The organism is Rhodococcus sp. FH8, from assembly GCF_019266085.1.
GTDB lineage: Bacteria > Actinomycetota > Actinomycetes > Mycobacteriales > Mycobacteriaceae > Rhodococcus_F > Rhodococcus_F qingshengii.
Map to the genome: position 1 here is coordinate 505,037 of NZ_LPNQ01000057.1, position 24,940 is coordinate 529,976.

A 24,940-nucleotide genomic window follows, 5' to 3' on the forward strand; every position below is an offset into this window, starting at 1 on the left:
AGTGTTCCCCTCTATTTGCCTGCACCGCTACCTGCTCGGCGACGCCTGACACGTTCCTCTGCTGCGGCCTCTTCGATGTCGAGTCCTTCCAATACGGTACGCAATACCTCGTCGTCGAGATCTCCGTCGTCACGTGCGGCGATCAGCGCAACTCGTTGCGAGCGCAGTGACTGATGCCGGAACTTGTCGAACAGAGCTCCCGCATTCCACAAGGCGGCCTCGCGATCGGCGTCCTCGTCGACCTCCTGGAGTTGAAGCCTCGCCTGCATCGAGCGTCGTACGCGTTCGACGATCGCCTGCAGTTCCTTCCCGTCGATCCCCGGCGGAGGGTGCGCGGCCGCGTCTGCCAACGCCTTCTCTCCCGCCTTGCGAGAAATGTTGCGGGCCAACTCCATCTGTTCCTGGGTACGCAATTGTTCATAGGGATCCGCGACGTCGAGACGACGAATCAGGAACGGCAAGGTCGATCCCTGGATGAGCAGTGTCCCGACCGCGACGATGAACGCGATCGCCTGAATGACGCCGCGTCCCGGGAACGGCTCGCCGGACGAGAGCGCAAACGGGATACCGCCGGCCGCAGCAAGAGTGACGACACCACGCATTCCCGCCCACGAGACCACCAGATTCTGTTTCCACGTCAGTTGATTCTCGCGATCACGGCGCAGGGTTACACCGAATCGCACACGGGAGTAGCTCAGGAACAGCCACACCGGCCGAATCACGATGACCACGGCCAGGACTGCCAGACCGTACGCGAACACGTGAAGCACCGGAAGTCCGTCGGCGACAACATCGTCGATCACGAAGCTCAGTTGCAGCCCCATGTACGCGAAGACGAACATCTCGAGGAGCGTGTCCAGGCTCGACCACACCGAGCGCTCCTGCAGCCTGGTCATGATCGACGCGTCCGTCGAATAGTGCCCGATCACCAGACCAGCAACCACGACGGCCAGAACACCGGACGCGTGTAGTTCTTCAGCGGCCAGGTAGGCAGCGAACGGAAGGACCAGCCCCAAGCCGGTTTCGAGTGGAGAGTCGTACATGCGGGCGCGAACGAACTTGACGACAAACGCGAGCACCAAGCCGACGACAACGCCGCCGATCACTTCGTACGCGAAGAACAACAGGGGCGAATCGGTGGCAATTCGCGTTCCGGTCACTGCTGCGACGGCGACGGTGAAGAGCGTGAGCGCGGTGGCGTCGTTGACGAGCCCCTCGCCCGTCAGGATGGCGATCACCCGTTTCGGGAGCCCGAGCTTCTGACCGACCGCCACCGCGCTGACGGCGTCGGTCGGCGCGATCACGGCCCCGAGCACCAGGGCGGCGCCGATCGTGAACTCGGGCACCATCCATTCGGCGAAGAAGGCAACCACGAACGCCGTCACCAACACCATTCCGACGCCGAGGCGCAAGATCGGGGCCAAGTTGCGTTTGAAGGTCGCCACCGAGAATTTCAGAGCGGCCGAGTAGAGAAGCGGCGGCAGGACCACACCGAGAATGACGTGGGGATCGAGTTCCGGCCGCGGCATACCGGGTATGAAGGATGCGACCGAACCTACCGTCACCAAAACCAGCGGAGCCTGCAGGTTTCGTCGATTGGACAGCCCGGTGACTGCGATGGCGGCAATGACGACCAGCAGAATCCAGGTGAAGTTCACGCGTTCATTCTGCCCGCCGACCCTGGGAGTTCACCTAGCGGACGCACAGAAGCCCGCAACCTTTTCGGTGACGGGCCCCTGAGCAACGGTGCTACCGAAAAACGGTATGCCGAATCCGGTATTACTGCTTTTCGGGAACAGCCTTCTTGGCGGCCTCAGCTGCCTTGTCGATCTGATCGCCGTACTTGTTGCCGGTCTTGTCGTCGGCGATGTCGGCGACCTTGTCGATAGCGTCGTGAACCTTGTCGGAGTTCTCCGCTGCGAGCTCCTGGCCCTTTTCGACCAATCCCTTGACGTTGTCCAAGAAACCCATGTCCGTGTCCTCTCCCGGTGCTGACGCACATCCTTCGGCGGAATCGTTCCTCCGCGCCCCTCGATTCTCACAGGTCGACGGCCTCTGCGCCAGAAAGCAGGTCCGTGCGTTCGAGCCGTGCGCAACTCGAGGTAGCGTTAACCCGCCAATAGCTGATTGACCACCCATCGACATCGACAGGTGCCCGGTTTGAATGCAGGACTGCGCGGGACGGGGAGCGACCCCTACCCCACGCGTGAACTGCTGTCCCGGTGGTGGTCGGATCGCACCGATTACACTGGCTCCCCCGATTCCTCGACACTCGCGGGCTGACCGTTCCCGGACGCAAATTAGTCGCGGTGTGGTGTTTTCTCTTCGCCCTGATCGCGGCGACCATGCAGTTGAGCCGCTTCGGTTCCGACACCGCCCTGGCGCGGTCGATCTTTGCCCTCGGAACTATCAGTGGCGCCTATGCGGGCTACCGCTGGGCGCGTAATGAATCGTGGCCAACTTGGCGACAATCCGTGGCCTTTGTCGTCTGGGCCGACCTGTGGCTCGCCGTCACTCTCTTCTTCGCCGTACGCACCGCTTTCGTCGGAACCATCGGCTGCATCTTGTTCATCATGATCGGCTTCTATGCGGCGATAGTTCACAGCCCTCGCGTTGCCATCAGCCACATCGGTTGGGCTCTTGCTGTCTGCACGACGCTCGCTGCCATGGCGATGTCCGAGCCGGTCAACGACGACTGGGTGGTCGTGAATCTCTATCTGATGGTTGCCGGTGTGGTTTTCTCCACCGCGTGGATTCTGCAGATCGTCTGGCTGCGCCTGACCGACGACGCACGCAACGCCCACCGGGACTACCTCACCGCGACACTCAATCGCCGCGGACTCCAGGACGAGGCACAGCATCTGCTGCGCAGTGATCGAACGCAGGCTCTGATCGCACTACTCATCGACGTCGACTCGTTCAAAAACCTCAACGACACGCACGGGCACGTCGCGGGCGACGACGCGTTGACCGCTGTCGCCGACCGCCTCATCGCTGCCGCCGGCCCCGATGCGGTGGTGGCTCGAATCGGTGGAGACGAGTTCGTCGTCCTGCGCGGAGTCGATCGAGGAGATATCGAGCAGGTCGCCACCGAGATACATTCGGCGGTCTCGTCCGACTCCGATCCCTATCCTGTGTCCGCCAGTACCGGCGTCAGCGTCTATCTGAGTCCCGAGACGGACTTACCGGATCGAGCTGTCAACGAACTGATCGAGCACGCAGACAATGCGATGTACCGAGCCAAGAAGCGCGGCGGCGATCGCATTGCCTGGGTGCAGATGTTCAGGCGCTGAAACTACTCACTCACTGTGGGCATGGTGATGCTCGCCGGGCAGGTCGTCGGGTGTCGCGAACATCTTTCGTTTCTCCCCGTGCAGGCGTGCGCTGATCCACCACGAGAGTTCCACGAGTACAACGCCGATCACGCCGAGGGTGATCGCGAGCGTCGTCGCAGCGACGTTGCTCGGATCCAGTTTGAAGAACTCGCGGGTGAACGGCAGCGCGAACAGGATGAGGTATCCGGCCACCGATCCGCCGATCAGAACGAGCTTCCACCAGACGTACGGCCGAGCCACGACGGCCAGAACCCACACGGCGATCATGATCAACGTGATGAGCGCACTGGTTCCGGCCTGGATCTTCTGGGTTTCCGTCTGGTCCGGGCCTTGGTAAGCCAATACGTAGGAGATGAACGTGGTGATGCCGATGATCAGGCCCGACGGCAACGCCAGACGCATCACGCGCGAGACGAAACCGGTTCGCGCGCGCTCGTTGTTGGGTGCCAGAGACAAGATGAAGGCCGGGATACCGATCGTGAACCACGCTGCGATCGTGACGTGGCGGGGCAGGAACGGGTACGGCAGCGGTTCGAAGTCGAAGACCTGGGACAGGACGCCGGTGATGCCGATCAGGAACGCAAGCACCACCGAGTAGACGGTCTTGGTCAGGAACAGATTCGACACACGCTCGATGTTGCCGATCACTCGGCGGCCTTCCGCGACGACGTACGGGAGCGTCGCGAACTTGTTGTCCAGCAGCACGATCTGGGCCACGGCTCGAGTAGCCGGGCTGCCCGAACCCATCGAGACTCCGATGTCGGCGTCCTTGAGTGCGAGCACGTCGTTGACGCCGTCACCGGTCATCGCGACGGTATGTCCGCGAGACTGCAAGGCCGCGACCATTTCCCGCTTCTGATCCGGTCGCACTCGACCGAACGTCGTTGCTCCGTCGAGAGTGTCCGCCAGCTTTTCCTGATCGCTGGGCAGCTCTCGCGCGTCGATGGGGCGGTCGCCGCCTTCGAGTCCGAGGGATCCGGCAACGGCGCCGACGGAAACCGCGTTGTCGCCGGAAATGACCTTGACCGCGACCTTCTGGCTGGCGAAGTACTCCAACGTCTCCTGGGCGTCCGGGCGCACTTTCTGCTCGAGCACGACCAGAGCTTCGGGGGTGACGGTGCCAGGGGCGTCGGCGTCGTCGACGGGGAGGTCGCTGCTGCCGAGCATGAGGACACGAAGTCCGCTCGAACCCACTTCCTCGGCCTTGCGGGCCATTTCCGAGTCGGGATCGAGCAGCACGTCCGGGGCACCGAGTACCCAGTTGCCGTGACTGCCGTACGACTGGCCGCTCCACTTCTTCGCCGAGGAGAACGGCGCTACCGCTGTCGCTTCGCCCCACCCGGAGTCGTCGGAGAGAGACTCGCGAATCGCCAGGACACTCGCGTTGGGGCGAGGGTCGGACGCGGCCATCGCGCTCAACGCGGACTTGACCGCAGTCTCCCCCGATCCACCCGGTGCGACGTCGACCTCGGACAGCCGCATACCGTTCTCGGTCAGCGTTCCGGTCTTGTCCGCGCACACCACGTCGACACGAGCCAGACCCTCGATCGCCGGCAACTCCTGAACGAGGCACTGGCGCTTGCCCAACCGGATCACACCGACCGCAAATGCAATGGACGTCATGAGCACAAGGCCTTCGGGAACCATCGGAACCAGAGCTGCCACCATGCCGTTGAGTGCCGGTCGGATCGGCAGGCCGATCGTGAAGAGCTGATTGAAGATGATCAGCGCACCCGCCGGAATCATCAGGTAGGTGATGAACTTCAGGATCTTGTCGATGCCGCTGCGCAGTTCGGAATGCACGAGGGTGAACTTGCTCGCCTCTTCGGCCAGCTTGGCCGCGTATGCATCGCCGCCGACCTTGGTGGCGCGGTATGCACCGCTGCCCGCGGCAACAAAACTGCCCGACAACACTTGCTGGCCACTCGCCTTGTGAACCGGATCGGCCTCACCGGTGAGCAGCGATTCGTCGACCTCGAGTGCAGCCGAACTGACCACCTCACCGTCGACGACTATCTGGTCACCGGATCCGAGTTCGATAATATCGTCGAGCACAACATCTTTGGGCGCCATCGCCACGGCGACGCCGTCACGCCTGACCATGGGCTTGGCCTGACTCACGATGGCCAGAGCGTCGAGCGTGCGCTTGGCGCGGATCTCCTGGATGATGCCGATACCGCTGTTCGCGATGATCAGCAGTCCGAACATGCCGTCGATGATCGAACCCGTCGCGAGCACGATCACCAACAACACGGTCAGGATCGCGTTGATGCGAGTGAAGACGTTGCCGCGAATGATGTCCTTGACCGAGCGGGACGCCCGGTCCGGTACATCGTTGGTTTGTCCCGACGCGATCCTTGCTGCAACCTGATCGGCGGTCAGACCGCGGGCGACGTCGACGTCGTCCGGCAATCGCTCAGGCGCTACCGCCACTGCTGTCTCTTCTGAACTGGTGTGCTCGTGAGCCATGGTCAAAGATTACGCACCCGGAGCAACTAATCAGGGTGCGACTCGACAGGCAACCACGTCCGCGACACTTCGCCGCTCAGCCCAGCGGTATCCACCACTTCGACGGCGGTGTCGGTGACAACGCGTCGATCCTGCCGCCCGGCATCGGGACCGACACTGTTGTGCCCGCATCTGCAGCCGACTCGTCGAGGCGAATGATCGGCTCCGACCACGAGTGAAACGCGAGGTTGAACGTCGCCCAGTGAATCGGGACGAAGACACCGCGCGACCCGTCGCCCTTGTTGAGGTCGATGTGCGTCTGCACTGCCTCTTCCGGATTCATGTGGATGTCCGGCCAGCGCACGTCGTACGCACCGACGGGGAGAAGCGTCAGATCGAAAGGCCCATAGGTTTCACCCAGCTGTTCGAAACGCGATGTGTATCCGCTGTCACCACCGAAGAAGACCCGGTGCTTCGGCCCGGCGAATACCCACGACGCCCACTGCGTCGTGTTCCGGACGAGGCCACGACCGGAGAAGTGACGAGCCTCCGTGCACGTGAGGACCAGGTCGTCGATTTTTGTCGACTCGTCCCAGTCCAATTCCACGATCCGGTTCTCGGGCACCTTCCAGTGCCGCAGGTGAGCCCCGATACCGATCGGCACGACGAACGGAGCGGTCTGTGTACGAGTCAGGGTCTTGACCGTAGCCATGTCGAGATGGTCGTAGTGATCGTGAGAGATGACTATCGCATCCACTGCAGGCAGTTCGGTCAAAGCCACCGGAGTGGGGTGCATGCGCGCGGGACCTACTGTGGCCGAGGGTGATACGCGTTCACTCCACACCGGATCGGCGAGAACGCGGTAGCCGTCGACCTCGACGAGAACGCTCGAATGGCCGTACCACGTCACCGCCGCGTCGCCGGCTGCCGCCGGTGCCAGCGGAGTGGCCAACGGAATCGGCCGACGCGGCCGACCCGTCGACCCTCGCGTGGCCATCGACTTGAACATTCCGACATCGGTGCCCGGAACCAGTGTGCTGCTGGGCTCCGAGTTGTGGAACTGGCGGTCCCGGTATCGCGGGGACATCGCCGCATACGGTTGCACCGTGTTTCGCGAGGCCCCGATCTGCGTCGGGATGCCCCATGCGGCTCGCGCCACCCACCCCGTCGCCGCGGCAACAGCAGCAACTCCGAGAACCGTCGTCTTCTTCATTCAGACGAGCGTAGCCACTATCTGCCCTGCGTGCCCGGCGCCTGTTTTCCCTGCAACCAGCTTTACTTACCCTTGAATACGGGAGGGCGGTTCTCGATGCGGGCAGCGCGGGCTTCCTGGACGTCCTCGCTGAGCCAGGCGGCGTGAAGCGCGTCGAGCTGCTCGGGAGACTGCTCCTCCATGGTGCCGTCGTCGTTGAGAACCATCTTCATGTGCCGCAACGACAGCGGTGCGAGATTCGCGATGCGGTGTGCCCATTCCTGAGCGTCGTCGAGGGTTCCGATTTTGTTGGCGAGGCCGCGAGTGAAGGCTTCTTCGGCGCCGATCTGTTCGATGCCGAGCAAAATGGTGCGCGCGGGACCGCCGCCGACCAGCGACGCGAGCCGACGCATCGTCCACTTGTCCACCGAGACACCGAGGGTGGCGGCCGGGATTCCGAAGCGAGCGCTCGGCGCCACGACGCGAAGATCCGACGCGATGGCCAGTTGCGTGCCCGCGCCTATAGCCGGACCGTTGACGGCAGCGATGACGGGGATGGGCGCCGTGTCGATAGAGCGAAGCATCTCGAACAGGCGATCGGTGAAGCCCTCCATGTAGACGTCGCCGGAGAGGTCCGCGCCTGCACAGAACGCCGATCCCTCACCGGTGATGACGACGACGTGCGCGTGCTCGGCTACCGCCGCGTTCATCGCGTCCCGTATTGCGATGCAGAGTTCCGCGCTGAGCGCATTACGACGCTCGTGACGCTGCAACTCGATGGTCACGACGTTGCCGTCACGGGAGAACCCGATCATGTCCGCTCACTTTCGTTTCTGGAAGGCTCGACACAGGGATGTTCCGAGGCGCCGATACCGTCCGCATACTTCTCTGCAGCTAAGTTCTGTACATCAGGAGGTTAGATTACCGATGAGTACAGACGACCTTGCCGCACAGCAACCACACCCGGTTGACGTGGTGGTGATCGGCGCCGGACAGGCCGGACTCTCCGCCGCCTACTACCTGCGCAAGTTCGGAATCGAGCCCGAATCGGGGTTCGTGGTGCTCGATCATGCGTCGGGGCCGGGCGGGGCGTGGCAGTTCCGTTGGCCGAGCCTGACACTGAGCACCGTCAACGGCGTCCATGACCTCCCGGGAATGTCCTTCGCGGAAACCACCGGTACAGACGCCGAACAGGTGCCTGCATCGGTGGCGGTCCCCCACTACTTCGAACTGTACGAAAAGCAATTCGAACTTCCCGTCCACCGCCCGGTACACACGCGAGTGGTGTGTCCGAGGGAAGAGCGCCTGCGGATCGAGACCGACCAGGGAGTATTCGCGGCGCGAGGCTTGATCAACGCGACGGGGACCTGGGAGCGGCCCTTCATCCCCCACTATCGCGGGGCCGAGTCGTTCCGTGGCCGACAACTGCACACGAAGGACTATCGAACCGCTGCCGAGTTCGAAGGCAAACATGTCGTCGTGGTCGGCGGCGGGATCTCGGCCGTCCAACTGCTCGACGAGATCTCACGCGTCACGACCACTACCTGGGTGACGCGGCGCGAACCCGAGTTCCGCGACGAGCCGTTCACGCCGGACATCGGCCGCGCTGCGGTTGCCATGGTCGAAGATCGTGTACGACGCGGCCTGCCACCGGGATCCGTTGTCTCGGTGACCGGCCTCCCGGTAACGCCTGCCATCCGGGCAGCGCGAGAGCGTGGTGTGATGAATCGACTGCCGATGTTCTCCGAAATTCTTCCGAACGGCGTGAAGTGGGCCGACGGTACCGTCGCCGACGCCGATGTCATCTTGTGGTGCACCGGTTTTCGTAGCTCACTCGATCACCTGGCGCCGTTGCACCTGCGCGGACCGGGTGGCGGAATCCCGATGACCGGGCGCCTCGCCACGCAGGTCGAAGCCGACCCTCGCGTGCACCTGGTGGGATACGGACCGTCGTCGTCGACGATCGGAGCCAACCGCGCCGGCCAAGCGGCAGCGCGCGAACTGACCGCGTACCTGGGAATCGGCGAATGAACAGAATCCTTGTTCCGGGCGAAACCTGCTGGCGCATCGAACCGGCGGACAATCTTGCCTGCATCGTCGACGCCGCTGACTACTTTCATCATGCGAAGTCCGCAATGCTGCAAGCTGAGAAGCGAATCATGTTGATCGGCTGGGACTTCGACACGCGCATCAAACTCGAACCAGGCAAGCAGACTCTCGACGGCCCCAACCGGTTGGGAATGTTCCTCCGCTGGCTCGTCCGCGAGAAACCCGACCTCGAAATCCTCGTACTCAAATGGAACATCGGCGCGTTCACCGCAATCGGCCGCGGTATGACTCCCGTCTTCGTGTCCAACTGGTTGACCGACGAGCGCCTTCGGTTCGAGATCGACGGCGCCCATCCGGTGGGCGCGGCGCACCATCAGAAGATCATCGTCATCGACGACGCCCTGGCGTTCTGCGGCGGCATCGACATGACTGTGGACCGCTGGGACACCTCGGATCACGTCGACCGAAACGATTACCGAATCACTCCGAGTGGAAGGCGTTACGGCCCTTGGCATGACGCGACCACGGCGGTCGACGGCAATGCGGCGGCGGCCATCGGCGAATTGGCGCGGGCACGTTGGAAATCCGCAACCGGCGAGGATCTCACACCGGTCGAGAGCACCGCGACTCCGTGGCCCGTCAATTTGGCTCCCACCTTGCGGGTTGTCGACGTAGCCGTCGCCAGAACATTGCCGGAGCTCGGCGAACGCACGGAGGTGCGTGAGATCGAGGCGCTGTATCTCGCGGCCATCGCCGGGGCCGAGCACACGCTGTACATCGAAAGCCAGTACCTCGCCTCACGCACTCTGGCCGAGGCGATTGCCGCGCGCCTGCGTGAGGACGACGGACCGGAGATCGTTCTGGTCATTCCGCGCAACGCCGACGGTTGGCTGGAACAAAAGGCGATGGACGGGGCGCGCCACGACCTGTTGCATCTGCTGTGGTCCGCCGATATCCACGACCGGTTCGGGGCGTTTTATCCCGTGACCTCTTCTGGCGCACCTATTTACGTCCACGCCAAGGTTCTCGTGATGGACGATCGCCTCCTGCGAATCGGGTCGTCGAATCTCAACAACCGTTCGATGGGCTTCGACACCGAGTGCGACATCGCCGTCGAATCCGACGACGACGCAGATGTCGAGTTGCGCGCCTCGATCATCGGATTGAGGCGCCGCCTACTCAGCGAGCACCTCGACGTCACCGAGGAAGAAGTCGACGACGCGTTGGGCGAGCAGTCACTGTTGTCGACGGTTCGCGCTCTCGCGACCTCCGACGCTCGCAGTCTGCGCGAATTCGACCGGAACACAGTCGACGGCGAAGACCACGTGCTCGCTGAAAATGCACTGATGGATCCCGAGCGCACGCCACCCAGACTGAGCGATCGAATCGAAGGATTGCGCCGCCTGCTCGGCAAACGCTGAGACTCTAGAACACGCGCACGCAGTGCCCGGTTGCCAGCGCGAGTTCGACGAGCGTTGCACCGTGAACACTCGGGACGAGCGCGAGGAGAAACGTATCGCTGTCGCTGTCGAGCCAGGCAAGTGAAACGCCCGTATCGGTGATGTTGTCGACGATACGGGCGAGAAGCGATTCGAGTCCGGCAGCTCGATCGAAGCCCATGGCAAGACTGTCCGCCCACTCCCACGATCCCGCCGGCGCCGACGTGAGCACTCGCAGCTGACCCAGAACCTCGGCAGCGCCCTCGTTCCAATCCACCCAGACCAGGCGTTCTTGTTCGTGCAATGCGTCGACGAGAGCAAACCACGCCATTTCCGGGTGCGGCTTCTCGAGCGTCTGTGAGTACAACTCGTTCTGTACTTCGACATACCGTTCCGGCTGGTCGATCGCGAGAGTCACACGATCGATGACAACAGCGCTGTCAGGGGCGAGCAGTTCGGCGATCGCGCGCAACGCGTCGCGAGCAGTTCCACTCACTATGGCTCCAAGTTCAATTCGGTCATCGGTGCGGTTTCCACATTCTGACATGCGTGTGCGCCTCGTTCGGACGTGTCCTCGATGTCGGGACACGAGCCAGATGCTTGCCGTGAGTTCCACGAATTCCCGGGCAACACCGCTCGCCGAGCTACCAAATTGGACTTTCCGGCTATCCCATTCGCCGCACTTGTCCGTTTACCCTTTCACCTGGCCTTACAATCCGGATATAGTCATCGGCGATCCAAGAAGCCAACTGGGATGTAGCGAGCCAGCGAACAGTCTGTTACCGTTCAGCTAACTACCCCTTCTGGTCAAACCGGATCGAAGGGGTTCGGGCAATGACCCACGGGGGGTTGACGTGAAGGGGCCATGTTCCGCATGAAACACGATTCACACACGACAACCTCTTGGTGGTCGATCGGCGAATGGCGCCTGGGATGGAAGGTCATCGCCGTTCTCGCATTGCCGATGATCGTCGCCGTCGTCCTCGGAGCCCTTCGCGTTCAGACGGAACTCGAAGAAGCCGCACAGCTGAGTTCCTCGTCCGAGCGCGCCCTCGCTGTGCCCGCCGCGATCAATCTCGAATCCGCGCTGTACGAGCTCGCCGAAGCTGCATCGGCACGCACTGACACCGGCCCCGCCACACAAGCGGTTTCGGACGCAATGGATCAACTGGTCGACGCCGCGCGCGCGTTCCAGTCCGACGACGACCTCAACGACCAAGTGACTTCGGCGCTCGCAGAGAGCCGTTCCATCATGGAAGAGGTCGCCGCCGGCGCGGTGGCTCCCGCACGCTTGGTTTCGCGGGTCGGCGAAGTCTCTCGCGCACTCTCGAGCACCTTCACCAGCGTCGTCGAGCATTCTCAGCGTCCGGCGCTGCGCGAAGAGGGTGGCCGACTCTCAGCACTCTGGGATGCGCGACGAGCACTGGCCGAACAACGAATCCTCTTCGGCTCAGGTGATCCGGACCAGCAGGCTCGTACCTCGATGGTCAGTGCCGCCGGTGCCGAACTGGTCGCTCTGAACAACATTCTCGCCATCGACGGGAGCAACGACACCGTCCGGACCCTCAGCAACTCCGCTCAGAACCGGATCAATTCACTCGGATCAACCCCGTCGACCTCTCCTCTGGGGAGCCGCGTCGGTACCGATCTGAAATCCGGAAACGACCAGTACAACAGCCTGACCGACACCACCGTCACCGAGTTCGGCGATACCGTCACCGCTGAATCCAATGCAGCACGAACCGCAGCACTTCGTGACACTGCAATCGTGCTCGGCGCGGTCCTGCTGGCACTGGCCATCGCCCTCGTCATCAGCCGATCGCTCATCGATCCGATCCGTCGGCTGCGATTTGCCGCATTGCAAGCAGCACGACGCGGACTCCCCGACGCGATCGAACGAATTCGCGCAGGTGCCAGTATCGACGACGTCGACTTCGCCCGTGTACCGATCCGCACCCACGAGGAAATCGGCGAGCTTGCACGCGCGGTGGACGACATGCACGGTCAGGCCATCACGCTGGCCGGCGAGCAGGCCACCCTGCGGCGCCAGGTCAACGACATGTTCGAAACGCTGTCGAGGCGTAACAAGTCCCTCGTCGACCAGCAACTCGGTTTGATCGAACAGTTGGAGCAGGACGAAGACGACCCTCGTCGCCTCGAGAATCTGTTCCGGCTCGACCACATCGCCGCGAGAATGCGTAGAAACGGCGACAACTTGTTGGTTCTCGCCGGAACCGATGTACGCCGCGCCAGAACCGCCCCCGTCGCTCTCGGCGATATCCTTCGTGCGGCGGTATCAGGCGTCGAGGAATATCGACGCGTCGAACTCGGGCAGATACCGCCCGGAGTCGTCACCGGTCATGCTGCCCCGGACGTCGTTCACCTCATCGCTGAACTGCTCGACAATTCTCTGCGGTACTCCCCGCCGGAGACCACCGTCTCCATCAACGCTGCCCGCACCATCGACGGCTCCATGATCGTCGAGATCGCAGATCTCGGTATCGGCATGTCGCCTGCCGATATCCTCGATGCCAACGAGCGCCTCGCCGCCGGCGGCGAGATGAGCGCGGATACAGCGCGTCGCATGGGTTTGTTCGTCGTGAGCCGAATCAGTCGTCGCTACAACATCTCTGTGCGCCTGCGCCCGACGGCAACGTCGTCGACGCACAGCGGCATCACCGCAACGGTGCTCCTACCGACGTCGATACTCGATTCTTCTCGGGGACCCGAGATCCGCACGCCGCGAACCGGACCCGTGCCCACGCTCGATCGGACTCCGCCGCCCGCACCGTCTGAACCGTCCTGGTCACAGCCCGTCCCGACCGAATTGGCACCCCCGCAGCCTGCGACCAGAAGTTTCGCAGATCTCCCGCGTCGAACGCCCAGCAACAGCACCGACCGGACTGAGACGTTCGCCCCGATCACACCGCAATCCATTCCCACGACAACAGCGCCTTCGGGGTTGCCACGTCGCACTCCGGGCACAAGTGGAGTACCGGCGGTCAGTACCTCGACTCCGACCACTGCTGCACCCGCCACCTCCGTGTCGTCCTTCGCTCCTCTGCCCGATCCCGAAGGCACAAGCGCATCGACGTCCCTTCCCGTGCGTACTCCTTCGCCGGAATTCACCTCGCCGGCACAGGGTCCCGAGATCCCGGTGGGTCCACACCCGTCGACAACCCCGCCGCCACGGCACCGGCTCTCAGCCCCGACGCCGACAAATACTGCGGCGTTCTTCTCCTCGCGCACCCGTGACGGGCTCTCTGCTCGCGCATCGGCGCGCGCTGACGGCGCGGGAGAGGGCAACTCGAACGGCGTACTCGCTGCCCCGACCACGATGCCGATTTTCGCCCGGATGGTGTCCGAGTGGCTCGTGGACCCGACGGCGGAGACGTCAGCTGCTTCCACCGGCAGTGCGTGGACCACCGACGCGGATCAAGGCTGGCTGGCCGCTCGGACCTCGTTCGAGATGCCGGTCACCAAGATCGCCGATTCCGGACTTCCCATTCGAGACCGCGGAGCCCGCCTGGTTCCCGGCGCAGTCGGGAGAGGTGGAACGACACAGCGCCATGCATCCAATCCGGCGGACGTCCAACGTGGTTGGAGCAGTTACCAATCCGGAGTACAACGAGGGCGTCGGCGCGCTGCCGACCATCAGCCCGATGGCGGACAGTCTTTCGAAGCGTCCACGATGTTGCACAACGATGAAGGAGAACAGTGAACACTGTCGGAGCCCAAGAGACTCCCCGCGCACTCGACTGGCTGGTATCGGCTTTTGCCCGAGACGTGCCGGGTGTGAGTCACGCGATCATCGTCTCAGCCGACGGGTTGTTGACGGCCTCGAGCACGCATCTTCCGCTCGACCGGGCCGATCAATTAGCCGCTGTCACTTCCGGACTCGCCAGCCTGTCCGCGGGGGCGTCACGCCTCTTCGACGGTGGAGCCGTCATGCAGTCCGTCGTCGAGATGGAGAACGGCTACCTGCTTCTCATGGGCGTCGGTAGTGGCGCTTACCTTGCTGCTCTCGCTGTCGCCGGATGCGACATCGGCCAGATCGGTTACGAAATGGCGACTCTCGTCGATCGCGTCGGCACCACCATGGACATTGCCCCGAGAACATCGCAGGGTATTTGAGTTCGATGCCTCACCATCAATCCGAGTACGACGACGCCGAACCGAGCTTGGTCCGGCCGTACGCGCTCACCGAAGGTCGGACCCTGCCGTCCATCGACCTCCCACTCGAAGCGATCATCGCGACGATCGAAGACGCGGTCTCGAACAATCTTGCACCGCAGGATATTCGTGCATCGATCGTCGCACTCTGCGAGCAGCGGATCTCGGTTGCCGAGATCGCTGCCCACCTGGGTGTTCCGATCGGAGTCGTGCGGGTACTGGTCGCCGACCTCGTAGTAGCCGGATCACTGGAAATACATGCCACTCTGCGAAGCGACGCATCTCGAGTCGAGCGACGCGAACTGATCGAAAGGACCCTCAGTGGACTTCGGGCACTCTGACTCATCGTCTCGCGTGAAATCGACAAAAATCGTGATCGCCGGGGGTTTCGGTGTTGGCAAGACAACACTTGTGGGGACCGTCTCCGAAATCGTCCCCCTTCGCACGGAGGCCATGGTCACCGACGCCAGCGACGGTATCGACAATCTCGGATCCACTCCCGACAAGAGCACCACGACCGTCGCGATGGACTTCGGGCGCATCACTCTCGCCGACGACCTGGTCCTCTATCTGTTCGGAACCCCGGGACAGCGCCGCTTCTGGTTCATGTGGGACGACCTGATCACCGGTGCGATCGGTGCGGTCATTCTGGTCGACACGCGTCGCCTGGAAGACAGCTTCGCCGCAGTCGACTTCTTCGAGGCGCGAGGCCTCCCGTTCATCGTGGCGGTCAACCGTTTCGACGGCGCACCAATCCATTCGGCGAGCGATCTCCGCCAGGCGTTGGCTCTACCCAACCGGGTTCCCATGATCGAGATCGACGCCCGAAACCGCGAATCAGCCAAACGCGCGCTGATCGCCGTCACCGAATACTCCCTCGAACGACTTGCAGCTGAAGCAGTCGTCTAGATGAATCACCAGATGCGAATCGCCGCCGAAAGGAACTGGCATGTCGGATGAAATGCACCATTTCTCGATGGGAATCTGGCTGCTCGGACTCGCCTACGTCGTGTCCGTGGTCGGGTCGGTAGTCGGCCTGGCGTGCACCAGGCATTCAGCGTCGGCGACGACAACCGCCACACGCATGCGATGGCTCGCCATGGCTGCCTTGTCGATCGGTGGCGTCGCCATCTGGCTCATGCATTTCATCGCCATGCTCGGCTTCGCGGTCCCCGGCAGTCCCATTCGATACAACCTCGGATGGACCGTGATCTCCGCGATCATCTCAGTAGGGGCCGTGTTTGTCGGCCTGCTGATCATCGGGACCGAATTTCGCTGGACGCGGCTTCTGATCGGGGGCGTGGTAACCGGTCTCGCCGTGAACATCATGCATTACACGGGTATGCGCGCCTTGCGCTTTCAGGGCGAGATCCACTACGACCTGCTCTTCGTTGCACTGTCGGTTCTCATCGCAGTCGTCGCCGGAACCGCTGCACTGTGGTTCACCATGGTGCTCGAGTCCACGATTCTGCGTTTTGTCGCCGGAATCATCATGGGCATCGCTGTCGTCGGTATGCACTACACCGGAATGGCCGCTGTCGAGGTTGTTCACGACGCGGCAGCCCCGGCGCCACAGGGACTCGAAGTGTTCTCGTTCCTCTTCCCTGTCTTCGTTCTCGGCCTGCTGGCGTTGGCAGTTCCGATTGTCGCAGTGCTGACAGCACCCAACCGCGCGACGGCACGAATGGAATCCGCCGCCGACGATCTGGCGTTCGAAGCACGAGAGTTCGCGATCTCGAACTGAGCAGAGTACGGGGCGAGTTCACGTAAATCGACAACGCCCCGTACATTTCGGGGATGGTGGATGCCGGACACAACCCCCAGCCATCGACTCGCGCAACGCTGGTCGTGATCGGTGGTTTGCCGGCCACCGGCAAGTCGACGATCGCGCGGGCGCTTGCGCAGCGTCACCAAATCCCCTTCGTGCGGATCGATACCATCGAACAGGCGCTGATCCGCAGCGGTATCGCTGACGGGTCCGGGACCGCCGGATACATCACCGGGTACGCGCTCGCCGCCGAACAATTGCGACTGGGACTTTCGGTCGTGGTCGAATGCGTCAACCCCGTCGAGGCGACACGAAACGCCTGGTCCGCTACCGCACAACATAATTCGGCGCGCCTGCTCGGTGTCGAGGTCATCTGTTCGGATCCCGACGAGCATCGCAGACGCGCTGAACGGCGAGTCGTCGACATCCCGGATCTCGTACTACCGACGTGGCAGGAAATTCTGGATCGAGACTACGAGCCGTGGACTACGGAACGGCTGGTGCTCGACACCGCAATCATGGACTCCGACAGTGCAGTACGACGCATCACAGCCAAGATGCTGTAGCGTGCGAGCTGCTCACAAGGTGAGAACGAAGAATGCGCTGTTCGGGTCTTCGCGGTAGTTCCCGAACGGTGGACAAGGCACGAACCCGAATTTCGCGTACAACCGGCGAGCTGGATCGAAGAACTCTTGCGTACCGGTCTCCAATTCGAGTTGCCGGTAACCTCGTTGTCTCGACTCGTCCACGACGTGTTGAAGAAGTCGCGTTCCCACGCCACGCCCCCTTGCTGCCGATGACGTTCGCATCGACTTGATCTCGCCGCCCGCCGACGACCGTTCCTTGAGTGCGACGCAACCGAGTAGCTCGTCACCTTCGCTCCACAGCGTCCACATGGTCACAGAGATATCCATCAGCCCCGTGACGTCCAGCGCGTGAACGCTGTCCGAGGGCGAGGTCGCGTGCATGTCGGCGAGATGTTCGGTGAGTAGAGCACGGACCGCATCCCGACTCAGGTCGTCAATTTCGATTCGCACAGACCCTCACTATCCTCTTCGCTTCCGGCAGCATCGAATGAAAGTATGACTGTCCGTCACTTCGCCGAAGGCCTGGCCCGAACGTGGATGCGTTCTCCTTGGGGGCCGAACAGACTCAGTACCTCGACCGGGCCGCGCCCGTCACTGCCGAACCAATGCGGGTTTCGGGTGTCGAATTCAGCAGCTTCACCCGTACCCATCACGATGTCGTGATCGGCCAACACCAACCGCAACCTCCCCGACAACACGTACAGCCATTCGTAGCCGTCGTGCACTTGGGGATCCGGTTCCGTCTGGCTTGCCGGGATGGTCATCTTGAATGCCTGCAACCCACCCGGTTGCCGAGTCAGCGGCAATACCGTTCGCCCACTGACGCTTCGAGGCGCACTCTGGATGCGTGGATCGGCGACCTGCGGTGCCGCCACCAGTTGGTCCAACGGCACTTGGTGGGCAAGCGCGATCGGAAGCAGCAACTCCAAGCTCGGGCGACGCTCCCCCGCTTCGAGCCTCGACAGGGTGCTCTTCGAAATACCGGTGGACTCGGACAGCGCTGTGAGTGTGACGTTCCTCTGTGTACGAATGCGTTTGAGGCGCGCGCCGATCTGCGAGATGGCGGCATCGATGTGCGGACCGTTGACATTCATGGTGCCGAGTCTGACGACGATTCCCAGAAATGGCAACATTAGTTGCTGATGAACCTCCTCTGCGAGCAATCTGTGCTCATGCGAACACACACTGAAACTGAGATCCTCGACGCCGTGATCGTCGGCGGTGGCGCCGCCGGACTCAGCGCAGCCCTGGTGTTGGGTCGTGCTCGGCGCTCGGTCGCCGTCATCGATTCCAGCAAACCGCGCAACGCACCGGCAGCACACATGCACGGCTTCCTCTCGCGCGACGGCATGGCGCCACGTGAGTTGCTCGCCGTCGGACGCAGCGAATTGCAGACGTACGGAGTGGAATTGACACAAGATGACGTAGTCGACATCTCCTGGTGCGGTATCGAACCCGGCTTTGTCGTCGAACTTTCAGGAGGCACGACGCTCGAAACTCGTACTGTGCTGGTTGCCACCGGCCTACGGGATTCACTCCCGAAAATACCAGGCATCCAGGAGCTTTGGGGGCAAAGCGTGCTCCATTGCCCGTACTGCCATGCGTACGAGATCAGCGACCAACCGATCGGCGTTCTCGGCGGCGACGCTCGCGAGATGTCACTTCACCAGGCGTTTCTACTCCGACAGTGGTCGTCGGATGTGACGTTCTTCCCCGACAAGATCTCGCTCACCCCCGACGAACGCGCGCGACTGGCTGCCCGAGGAGTGACGGTTGCCGACGGATCGGTATCTGGATTGATCGGCGAGAGAGGCGAACTGAGGGCCGTCGAACTCGACAACGGCCAACTTGTTGCGCGCTCAGCACTGTTCGTTGCGCCGCGTTTCGTTCCGAACGACGCACATCTGACGCGACTCGGCTGCAAAACCAGCCCCACGGGATTCGTGGCTGTCGATCGTTCCGGCGCCACCAGTGTTCCTGGTATCTGGGGCGCCGGCAACGTCGTCGACCCTCGCGCCCAGGTAATCAATGCTGCGGCGGCAGGTTCGACCGCGGCAATCGCGATCAACGGATATCTGGTCGAGCAAGATGTCGAATCGGCTCTTCGTTCGACCGAGCCGGAAGGGGGCTTCTCGGCGACAGTGGAGCAACGCGTCTGCGAGTTGAACGGCGGCAGCGCCCTCCACGGCTTGTGACCGAGGCGTCTACGTCGCGGGGCCGCCGTGCAACTTCTCGTAGGCGGCCTTCTCGGCGTCGTGGCGCGAGATCTTCTTCGGGTTCTCGAGGTCGGAAGGCAAACCGTGACGCTCGAGGCGGCGCGACCTGTTCTGAGCCATGTAGGAGACCGAATAGAACAGTGCCAGAAGCACTCCGAGCAGCACCATCGATGCCCGCAGGGCCCACGGTCCGGGGAAGAGCATGAAGGCCGCGAACACTGGAATGAACGGCACCATGCTTCGGATCAGGTGACGCGGCACGGCCCAGTCACCGATCAGGTCGTTTCGTACCCAGTCCTGCATCGAATCGGGCAGTTTGCGCCCCACTGAATAACCCAACCACTGAAGAGGATTCGGGCTCGTACGTTGCTTTTTGGAAGTCACGGAAGTCACCTGTTCGGTACGCATCGACGGTACTGACGCAGTCATCACGTTTCTTTCGGATGCAGTCATCACATTTCTCTCATTGGTCCAAGGCTCCGGCGCGGAGCGCGGCCTCGTTGACCCGCGTCAGAACGTTGTGGAGTTCTTCGAGTTCGGCGAGGCTGACGCCGAGCTTCGCGACAACCGCCGGCGGGATCTTCTCCGCCTCCGCGCGCAGTGCCACACCGGCTTCGGTGAGGTCCACGTCCAGTTGCCGTTCGTCGGCGCGGCTACGGGTTCGCGTGATCAGCCCGGACGCCTCGAGTCGCTTGAGGAGCGGCGACAGCGTCGGCGAATCGAGTTGCAGTGCCTGCCCGATTTCCTTGACCGCCATCGGCGACTTTCCCCACAGTGCCAGCATCACCAGGTACTGGGGATGCGTGAGGCCCATCGGCTCGAGCAGTGGCCGGTAGACGGACAGCACCGCCCGGTTCGCGACCGCAAGTGCAAAGCACACCTGCCGGTCGAGAGCCAGCGGATCATCCATCTGCGTCTGCGGAGCCTTCGTCGTCATGACTCCGATATTATCAGATTAATTAGTGCAGCAACTATTATTGCACTAATCAATCTGGCGACGATCGTCACTCTTCTCCAACGTCGACGTGGGTTGCCCGGTGAGACCCACGTGCGCTTCCGCCCTCATTCGCTCCACCATGTGCGGGTAGTGCAGCTCGAACGCCGGACGCTCACTGCGGATGCGCGGTAACTCGGTGAAGTTGTGACGCGGCGGCGGGCAGGTGGTTGCCCACTCCAGCGAGTTTCCGTAACCCCACGGATCGTCGACGGTGACCACCTCGCCGTAGCGGTAGCTCTTGAAGACGTTCCAGATGAACGGAAGCGTCGAGGCACCGAGTACGAAGGCAAAGATCGTGGACACCGAGTTCAGAACCGTGAACCCGTCCGAGGGCAGGTAGTCGGCATAGCGACGCGGCATCCCCTCGCCGCCGAGCCAGTGCTGAACGAGGAACGTGCCGTGGAAACCGACGAACGTGGTCCAGAAGTGCCACTTGCCGAGGCGCTCGTCCATCATGCGACCGGTCATCTTCGGGAACCAGAAGTAGATACCGGCGTACGTGGCGAACACGACCGTACCGAAGACCACGTAATGGAAGTGGGCGACGACAAAATACGTGTCGGTGACATGGAAGTCGATCGGCGGGCTCGCGAGAATGACACCCGACAGACCACCGAACAGGAAGGTGATCAAGAAGCCGACCGAGAACAGCATCGGCGACTCGAAGGTCAACTGCCCCTTCCACATCGTGCCGATCCAGTTGAAGATCTTCACACCTGTCGGCACGGCGATCAGGAACGTCATGAACGAGAAGTACGGCAGGAGAACAGCACCCGTCGCGTACATGTGGTGAGCCCACACCGCGATCGACAGAGCTGAAATCGCCAGTGTCGCATAGACCAATCCGGTGTACCCGAAGATCGGCTTACGGCTGAAGACCGGGAAGATCTCCGAGACGATACCGAAGAACGGCAGCGCGATGATGTACACCTCGGGGTGACCGAAGAACCAGAACAGGTGCTGCCACAACAGAACTCCACCCGACGCAGGGTCGAAGATGTGTCCACCGAGGTGACGGTCGACGAACAGACCCATGAACGCAGCGGTCAGCAACGGGAACGCCATCAAGATCAGAATGCTGGTGATGAAGATGTTCCACGTGAAGATGGACATCCGAAACATCGTCATGCCTGGTGCGCGCAGGCAGATCACGGTGGTGATCATGTTGACCGCACCGAGAATGGTGCCGAGGCCACCGACCGTCAGACCGAAGACCCACAGGTCGGCGCCGACGCCGGGACTGTGCACCGCACCCGACAACGGGGTGTACGCGGTCCAACCGAAGTCGGCAGCGCCGCCCGGCGTGAGGAATCCGCCGAGAACGATGAGACCACCAAAAGTGAAGAGCCAGAACCCGAATGCGTTCAGACGCGGGAACGCCACGTCCGGGGCACCGATCTGCAGCGGAAGTATGTAGTTCGCGAAGCCGAAAACGACGGGCGTCGCGTACAGCAGCAACATGATCGTGCCGTGCATGGTGAACAACTGGTTGAACTGCTCGTTCGAGAGGAACTGCATCCCGGGGACAGCCAGTTCCGCACGCATGAACAGGGCCATCAGGCCGCCGATCAGGAAGAACACGAAAGCCGTGATCATGTACATGATCCCGATCTTCTTGTGATCGGTGGTCTTGATCATGTCGAACATCCACGACCCCTTGGGATCACGGCGCTTCGGGTACGGCCGCTCCGGAATCGGCTCCAACTCTCCGGTCCGCTCGTCCGGCACCGTTGTCGTCATGCTCGCGCGTCCTCTTTCGTGCTCGATACCGCCTCAAGAACTTTCCGCACGACCATATCGCATGTTAATAGTTAATGCACAAACTAAGTGTGGTCGACGTGAGCATCTATCGAAAACCGAACGTACGCAACCTTTTGCAGATTTCGGTGAGATAAAGTCAGGCGGCGGAATAGGTCGAGGGTCCGCCGCGTTGAACAAACCCGTGACTCTTCCCGACACATCGACAGCACCCGAGGCCTCCGCGTTGCGCGGCCTCTTCGAGCCTTTCGAGGTCAAATCACTCTCGTTGCGTAACCGTTTCGCCATGGCCCCGATGACGCGCGCCTTCTCGCCGGACGGAATCCCCGGCGCCGACGTAGCCGAGTACTACCGTCGTCGCGCAGCAGGTGGTGTCGGCTTGATCATCACCGAAGGCACGTACATCCCGGACCCGGCAGCCGGCCCGCACACCCGCGTACCGCGCATCTACGGCGATTCGAGCCTGGGTGGCTGGAAGTCGGTTGTCGACGCCGTCCACGCCGAAGGCGGATCGATCATTCCTCAGCTGTGGCACCTCGGAGTCGAACGCGGCGAGAACTCGCGCCTGAACCCCGAGGTCGAAACCGTCAGCCCCTCCGGCCTGGCACTGGACGGCACCCGCCTGGGACGAGAATTCACCACCTCTGACCTCGACGACTTGAAGCAGTCGTGGGTCGACGCCGCACTCAACGCGAAGAACACCGGCTTCGACGGTCTCGAGTTGCACGGAGCACATGGCTACCTGCTCGACGAATTTCTCTGGGCGGGAACCAATGTCCGAACCGACGGATACGGCGGATCACTCGAGGCCCGCACCCGTTTCCCGGCCGAGGTCGTCGCCGCAATCCGAGAGGCCGTCGGGGACGAGTTCGCGATCGTCTACCGATTCTCGCAGTGGAAGTCCGGCCATTACGACGCTCGTATCGCCCAGAGCCCGGCAGAACTCGGCCGCATCCTCACTCCCCTGGTCGACGCCGGCGTCGACGTTCTGCATCCGTCCACGAGGCGTCATTGGGAACCGGCATTCGCTGAACTCGACGGTGAAGACGGCACACTCGGCCTCGCCGGTTGGACGAAGAAGCTGACCGGGTTGCCGACCATCACCGTCGGTTCGGTCGGACTCGATTCCGTGTTCACGACGGCATTCACCGGCGAAGCTGCATCTGCTGTCACCGGACTGGAGCGTCTCGAAGCTCAGTACGAGAGGGGTGAATTCGACATGGTTGCCATCGGGCGCGCGCTGCTCGCCGATCCCGAGTGGGTCGAGAAGCTCCGCACCGGACGCGCGGACGAGCACATCGCATTCACCGCAGAACATCGCACACACCTGAACTGACCTCGCACGACAAAACGGCACTCCCGCAATTGTGGGAGTGCCGTTTGTGGGTCTGCCGGAAGTACTAGCTGCCGAGCGTGACCGGGTCGGGGCCGATGCGGCCGGCCGGGTCGTCGAGAGCACCGATCGCGTTGATCTGTTCCGGTGTCAGTTCGAATCCGAAGACATCGAAGTTGGCGGCGATACGTTCGGGGGTCACCGACTTCGGAATCACCACGTTTCCGATCTGCAGGTGCCAGCGAATGATCACCTGAGCCGCGGTGACGCCATGAGCGTCGGCGATAGCGGTGATGACGGGGTCGCCGAGAACGGTTCCCTGTCCGAGCGGGCTCCACGCTTCCGTCGCGATTCCCTTGCCGGTGTGGAAGGCGCGCAGTTCGGCTTGGTTGAACTTGGGGTGAAGCTCGATCTGATTGAGGACCGGCACCTCACCGGTTTCGCCGATGACGCGCTCGAGGTTCTCGATGGTGAAGTTGGAGACGCCGATGGATCGAACCCGTCCGTCGGCCTTGAGCTTCTGGAATGCCTTGAACGTCTCGACGTACAGGTCCTTGGACGGAACCGGCCAGTGGATCAGGTACAGGTCGAGGTACTCGAGACCCAACTTGTCGAGGCTGGCGTCGAATGCCGCAAGCGTCGAGTCGTAGCCCTGATCGTCGTTCCACAGTTTTGTCGTGATGTAAAGGTCTTCGCGGGCGATGCCGGATTCGGCGATCGCGCGGCCGACGCCCACCTCGTTGCCGTAGATCTTGGCGGTGTCGATACTGCGGTAGCCGGTCTTCAGGGCTGTGGAGACGGCTTCCTGCGTCTCGTCGTCCGGAACCTGGAACACACCGAATCCGAGTGCGGGGATCGTCTTACCGTCGTTCAGAACAATGGTCGGTACAGAGGTCACATCGTTGGTCTCGGTCATATATGGATCCAACGCGCGAGGGCCGGGAGGCATTCCCCGCCGAACCTCCGGGCAGTGCCCTTGTACCGCCCGAAATGCCGGTCTACCTTGGAAGACAAGTATTGGAATCGCCTCGAGAAAAGAGAGAGCGATGAATCTTTCATATCGTCTCGCCTACAAGGTCGGCGTCACTCCGTGGGAGCACACCGGGCACGGGTTCGACGCTCAACTGTCCGGCCTTCTGGATGCGATTCCCGTCCCGGAAGGTGGCCGTGCACTCGATATCGGTTGCGGCACCGGACGCCATTCCATCGAGCTGGCGCAACGCGGTTGGCACGTCACCGGCGTCGACGCCGAACAGGAACCGCTGGACAAAGCGCGCATACACGCGCGTGAAGCACACGTCGACGTCCGGTTCCTCCACGAGGACGCGGCAGACCTGCACATTGCCGTCGACGGCGGGCACATGCTGGTGCTCGACATCGGCTGTTTTCACGGGCTCACCGATCATCAACGGCGGGACTACGGGAGATCCGTAAACGCGATCACCGCACCCGGGGCGTCCATGGTGATGTTCGCATTCGGACCGGGGCACCGTTGGCCGATGCCACACGGCGTCTCGGAGGAGGACGTCATGCGAGCATTCGACGGTTGGTCGATGGCCTCGAGCATGGCCGCGGACGTGAGTGAATCGCCACTTCCGGTCCGTGCGGCACATCCGTGCTGGTATCACCTGGTCCGTGGCTGACT

24 protein-coding genes are annotated in these 24,940 nt (G+C 62.4%); 12 read left to right on the plus strand and 12 right to left on the minus strand.

Annotated elements, in window-relative coordinates:
• Nucleotides 1-11: 11 nt before the first annotated feature.
• Nucleotides 12-1,658 (minus strand): Na+/H+ antiporter, encoded by a 1,647-nt coding sequence (locus tag ATN38_RS05040; RefSeq protein WP_218747679.1) that lies wholly within the window; start codon nt 1,656-1,658, stop codon nt 12-14.
• Between the two features lie 121 nt (nt 1,659-1,779).
• Nucleotides 1,780-1,971 (minus strand): antitoxin, encoded by a 192-nt coding sequence (locus ATN38_RS05045; RefSeq protein WP_003940164.1) that lies wholly within the window; start codon nt 1,969-1,971, stop codon nt 1,780-1,782.
• A gap of 338 nt (nt 1,972-2,309) precedes the next feature.
• Here ATN38_RS05045 and ATN38_RS33175 point away from each other — a divergent pair, with 338 nt between their 5' ends.
• Nucleotides 2,310-3,293 carry a GGDEF domain-containing protein gene (locus ATN38_RS33175; RefSeq protein WP_308255844.1) on the plus strand — a complete coding sequence of 328 codons (984 nt, stop codon included), beginning with the start codon at nt 2,310-2,312 and terminating at the stop codon, nt 3,291-3,293.
• A 6-nt stretch (nt 3,294-3,299) separates the two neighbouring features.
• Here the strand turns inward: ATN38_RS33175 and ATN38_RS05055 are convergent, their stop codons facing one another.
• The 3 genes from ATN38_RS05055 to ATN38_RS05065 all read right to left on the minus strand — a co-directional run bounded on the left by ATN38_RS05055 (nt 3,300) and on the right by ATN38_RS05065 (nt 7,790).
• A complete protein-coding gene (locus ATN38_RS05055; protein ID WP_218747680.1) occupies nt 3,300-5,804 on the minus strand; it encodes a cation-translocating P-type ATPase in 2,505 nt (834 codons plus the stop codon).
• 76 nt (nt 5,805-5,880) lie between these two features.
• A complete protein-coding gene (locus ATN38_RS05060; RefSeq protein WP_007727770.1) occupies nt 5,881-6,996 on the minus strand; it encodes an MBL fold metallo-hydrolase in 1,116 nt (371 codons plus the stop codon).
• Between the two features lie 62 nt (nt 6,997-7,058).
• The gene (locus ATN38_RS05065) at nt 7,059-7,790 is read right to left on the minus strand and encodes an enoyl-CoA hydratase (protein ID WP_003940192.1); all 732 of its coding nucleotides are present in this window, start codon (nt 7,788-7,790) and stop codon (nt 7,059-7,061) included.
• A gap of 112 nt (nt 7,791-7,902) precedes the next feature.
• Here ATN38_RS05065 and ATN38_RS05070 point away from each other — a divergent pair, with 112 nt between their 5' ends.
• Complete coding sequence (locus ATN38_RS05070) at nt 7,903-9,006, plus strand: NAD(P)-binding domain-containing protein (RefSeq protein ID WP_042451119.1); 1,104 nt, start codon at nt 7,903-7,905, stop codon at nt 9,004-9,006.
• Nucleotides 9,003-10,445, plus strand: coding sequence for a phospholipase D-like domain-containing protein (locus ATN38_RS05075; RefSeq protein WP_042451121.1), 1,443 nt, complete (start codon nt 9,003-9,005; stop codon nt 10,443-10,445). Before ATN38_RS05070 ends, ATN38_RS05075 begins: the two co-directional genes overlap by 4 nt.
• A gap of 4 nt (nt 10,446-10,449) precedes the next feature.
• Here ATN38_RS05075 and ATN38_RS05080 read toward each other — a convergent pair whose 3' ends face one another.
• The gene (locus ATN38_RS05080) at nt 10,450-10,959 is read right to left on the minus strand and encodes a hypothetical protein (RefSeq protein WP_042451123.1); all 510 of its coding nucleotides are present in this window, start codon (nt 10,957-10,959) and stop codon (nt 10,450-10,452) included.
• A gap of 378 nt (nt 10,960-11,337) precedes the next feature.
• Here ATN38_RS05080 and ATN38_RS05085 point away from each other — a divergent pair, with 378 nt between their 5' ends.
• From ATN38_RS05085 to ATN38_RS05110, 6 genes are read left to right on the plus strand one after another with little or no spacing between them, the layout of a single operon-like run.
• Nucleotides 11,338-14,184 (plus strand): ATP-binding protein, encoded by a 2,847-nt coding sequence (locus ATN38_RS05085; RefSeq protein ID WP_256931572.1) that lies wholly within the window; start codon nt 11,338-11,340, stop codon nt 14,182-14,184.
• Nucleotides 14,181-14,597, plus strand: a complete 417-nt coding sequence (locus tag ATN38_RS05090; protein ID WP_003940329.1) for a roadblock/LC7 domain-containing protein — start codon at nt 14,181-14,183, stop codon at nt 14,595-14,597. The genes ATN38_RS05085 and ATN38_RS05090 overlap by 4 nt, the downstream gene beginning before the upstream one ends.
• 5 nt (nt 14,598-14,602) lie before the next feature.
• Nucleotides 14,603-14,977 carry a DUF742 domain-containing protein gene (locus ATN38_RS05095; protein WP_007727785.1) on the plus strand — a complete coding sequence of 125 codons (375 nt, stop codon included), beginning with the start codon at nt 14,603-14,605 and terminating at the stop codon, nt 14,975-14,977.
• The gene (locus ATN38_RS05100) at nt 14,958-15,545 is read left to right on the plus strand and encodes an ATP/GTP-binding protein (RefSeq protein WP_003940118.1); all 588 of its coding nucleotides are present in this window, start codon (nt 14,958-14,960) and stop codon (nt 15,543-15,545) included. The genes ATN38_RS05095 and ATN38_RS05100 overlap by 20 nt, the downstream gene beginning before the upstream one ends.
• A 40-nt stretch (nt 15,546-15,585) precedes the next feature.
• On the plus strand, nt 15,586-16,380 hold the full coding sequence (locus ATN38_RS05105; protein ID WP_003939865.1) for an MHYT domain-containing protein: 795 nt from the start codon (nt 15,586-15,588) through the stop codon (nt 16,378-16,380).
• A 53-nt stretch (nt 16,381-16,433) separates the two neighbouring features.
• Nucleotides 16,434-16,970, plus strand: a complete 537-nt coding sequence (locus tag ATN38_RS05110; protein WP_050654689.1) for an AAA family ATPase — start codon at nt 16,434-16,436, stop codon at nt 16,968-16,970.
• A 12-nt stretch (nt 16,971-16,982) separates the two neighbouring features.
• Here ATN38_RS05110 and ATN38_RS05115 read toward each other — a convergent pair whose 3' ends face one another.
• Nucleotides 16,983-17,441, minus strand: a complete 459-nt coding sequence (locus ATN38_RS05115; RefSeq protein WP_007727787.1) for a GNAT family N-acetyltransferase — start codon at nt 17,439-17,441, stop codon at nt 16,983-16,985.
• Nucleotides 17,442-17,497: 56 nt separating this feature from the next.
• Entirely contained in the window at nt 17,498-18,124 is a 627-nt protein-coding gene (locus ATN38_RS05120; protein WP_007727793.1) for a helix-turn-helix domain-containing protein, read from the minus strand.
• 33 nt (nt 18,125-18,157) lie between these two features.
• On the opposite strand from ATN38_RS05120, the gene ATN38_RS05125 reads away from it, so the two are divergent.
• The gene (locus ATN38_RS05125; protein ID WP_217018920.1) at nt 18,158-19,186 is read left to right on the plus strand and encodes an NAD(P)/FAD-dependent oxidoreductase; all 1,029 of its coding nucleotides are present in this window, start codon (nt 18,158-18,160) and stop codon (nt 19,184-19,186) included.
• A gap of 9 nt (nt 19,187-19,195) precedes the next feature.
• On the opposite strand, the gene ATN38_RS05130 is transcribed toward ATN38_RS05125, so the two are convergent.
• From ATN38_RS05130 to ctaD, 3 genes are read right to left on the minus strand one after another with little or no spacing between them, the layout of a single operon-like run.
• Nucleotides 19,196-19,615 (minus strand): DUF5313 family protein, encoded by a 420-nt coding sequence (locus ATN38_RS05130; protein WP_042451127.1) that lies wholly within the window; start codon nt 19,613-19,615, stop codon nt 19,196-19,198.
• A 55-nt stretch (nt 19,616-19,670) separates the two neighbouring features.
• On the minus strand, nt 19,671-20,144 hold the full coding sequence (locus ATN38_RS05135) for a MarR family winged helix-turn-helix transcriptional regulator (protein WP_003939892.1): 474 nt from the start codon (nt 20,142-20,144) through the stop codon (nt 19,671-19,673).
• Nucleotides 20,145-20,189: 45 nt separating this feature from the next.
• Complete coding sequence (gene ctaD, locus ATN38_RS05140) at nt 20,190-21,944, minus strand: cytochrome c oxidase subunit I (RefSeq protein WP_046379038.1); 1,755 nt, start codon at nt 21,942-21,944, stop codon at nt 20,190-20,192.
• Between the two features lie 202 nt (nt 21,945-22,146).
• On the opposite strand from ctaD, the gene ATN38_RS05145 reads away from it, so the two are divergent.
• Nucleotides 22,147-23,298 (plus strand): NADH:flavin oxidoreductase, encoded by a 1,152-nt coding sequence (locus ATN38_RS05145; RefSeq protein WP_007733403.1) that lies wholly within the window; start codon nt 22,147-22,149, stop codon nt 23,296-23,298.
• A 64-nt stretch (nt 23,299-23,362) separates the two neighbouring features.
• Here the strand turns inward: ATN38_RS05145 and ATN38_RS05150 are convergent, their stop codons facing one another.
• Nucleotides 23,363-24,211: an aldo/keto reductase gene (locus ATN38_RS05150; protein WP_037128502.1), complete on the minus strand. Its 849-nt coding sequence runs from the start codon at nt 24,209-24,211 to the stop codon at nt 23,363-23,365.
• A gap of 130 nt (nt 24,212-24,341) precedes the next feature.
• Between ATN38_RS05150 and ATN38_RS05155 the strand changes: the two genes are divergently transcribed.
• Entirely contained in the window at nt 24,342-24,938 is a 597-nt protein-coding gene (locus ATN38_RS05155; RefSeq protein WP_030535396.1) for a class I SAM-dependent methyltransferase, read from the plus strand.
• Nucleotides 24,939-24,940 lie beyond the last annotated feature (2 nt).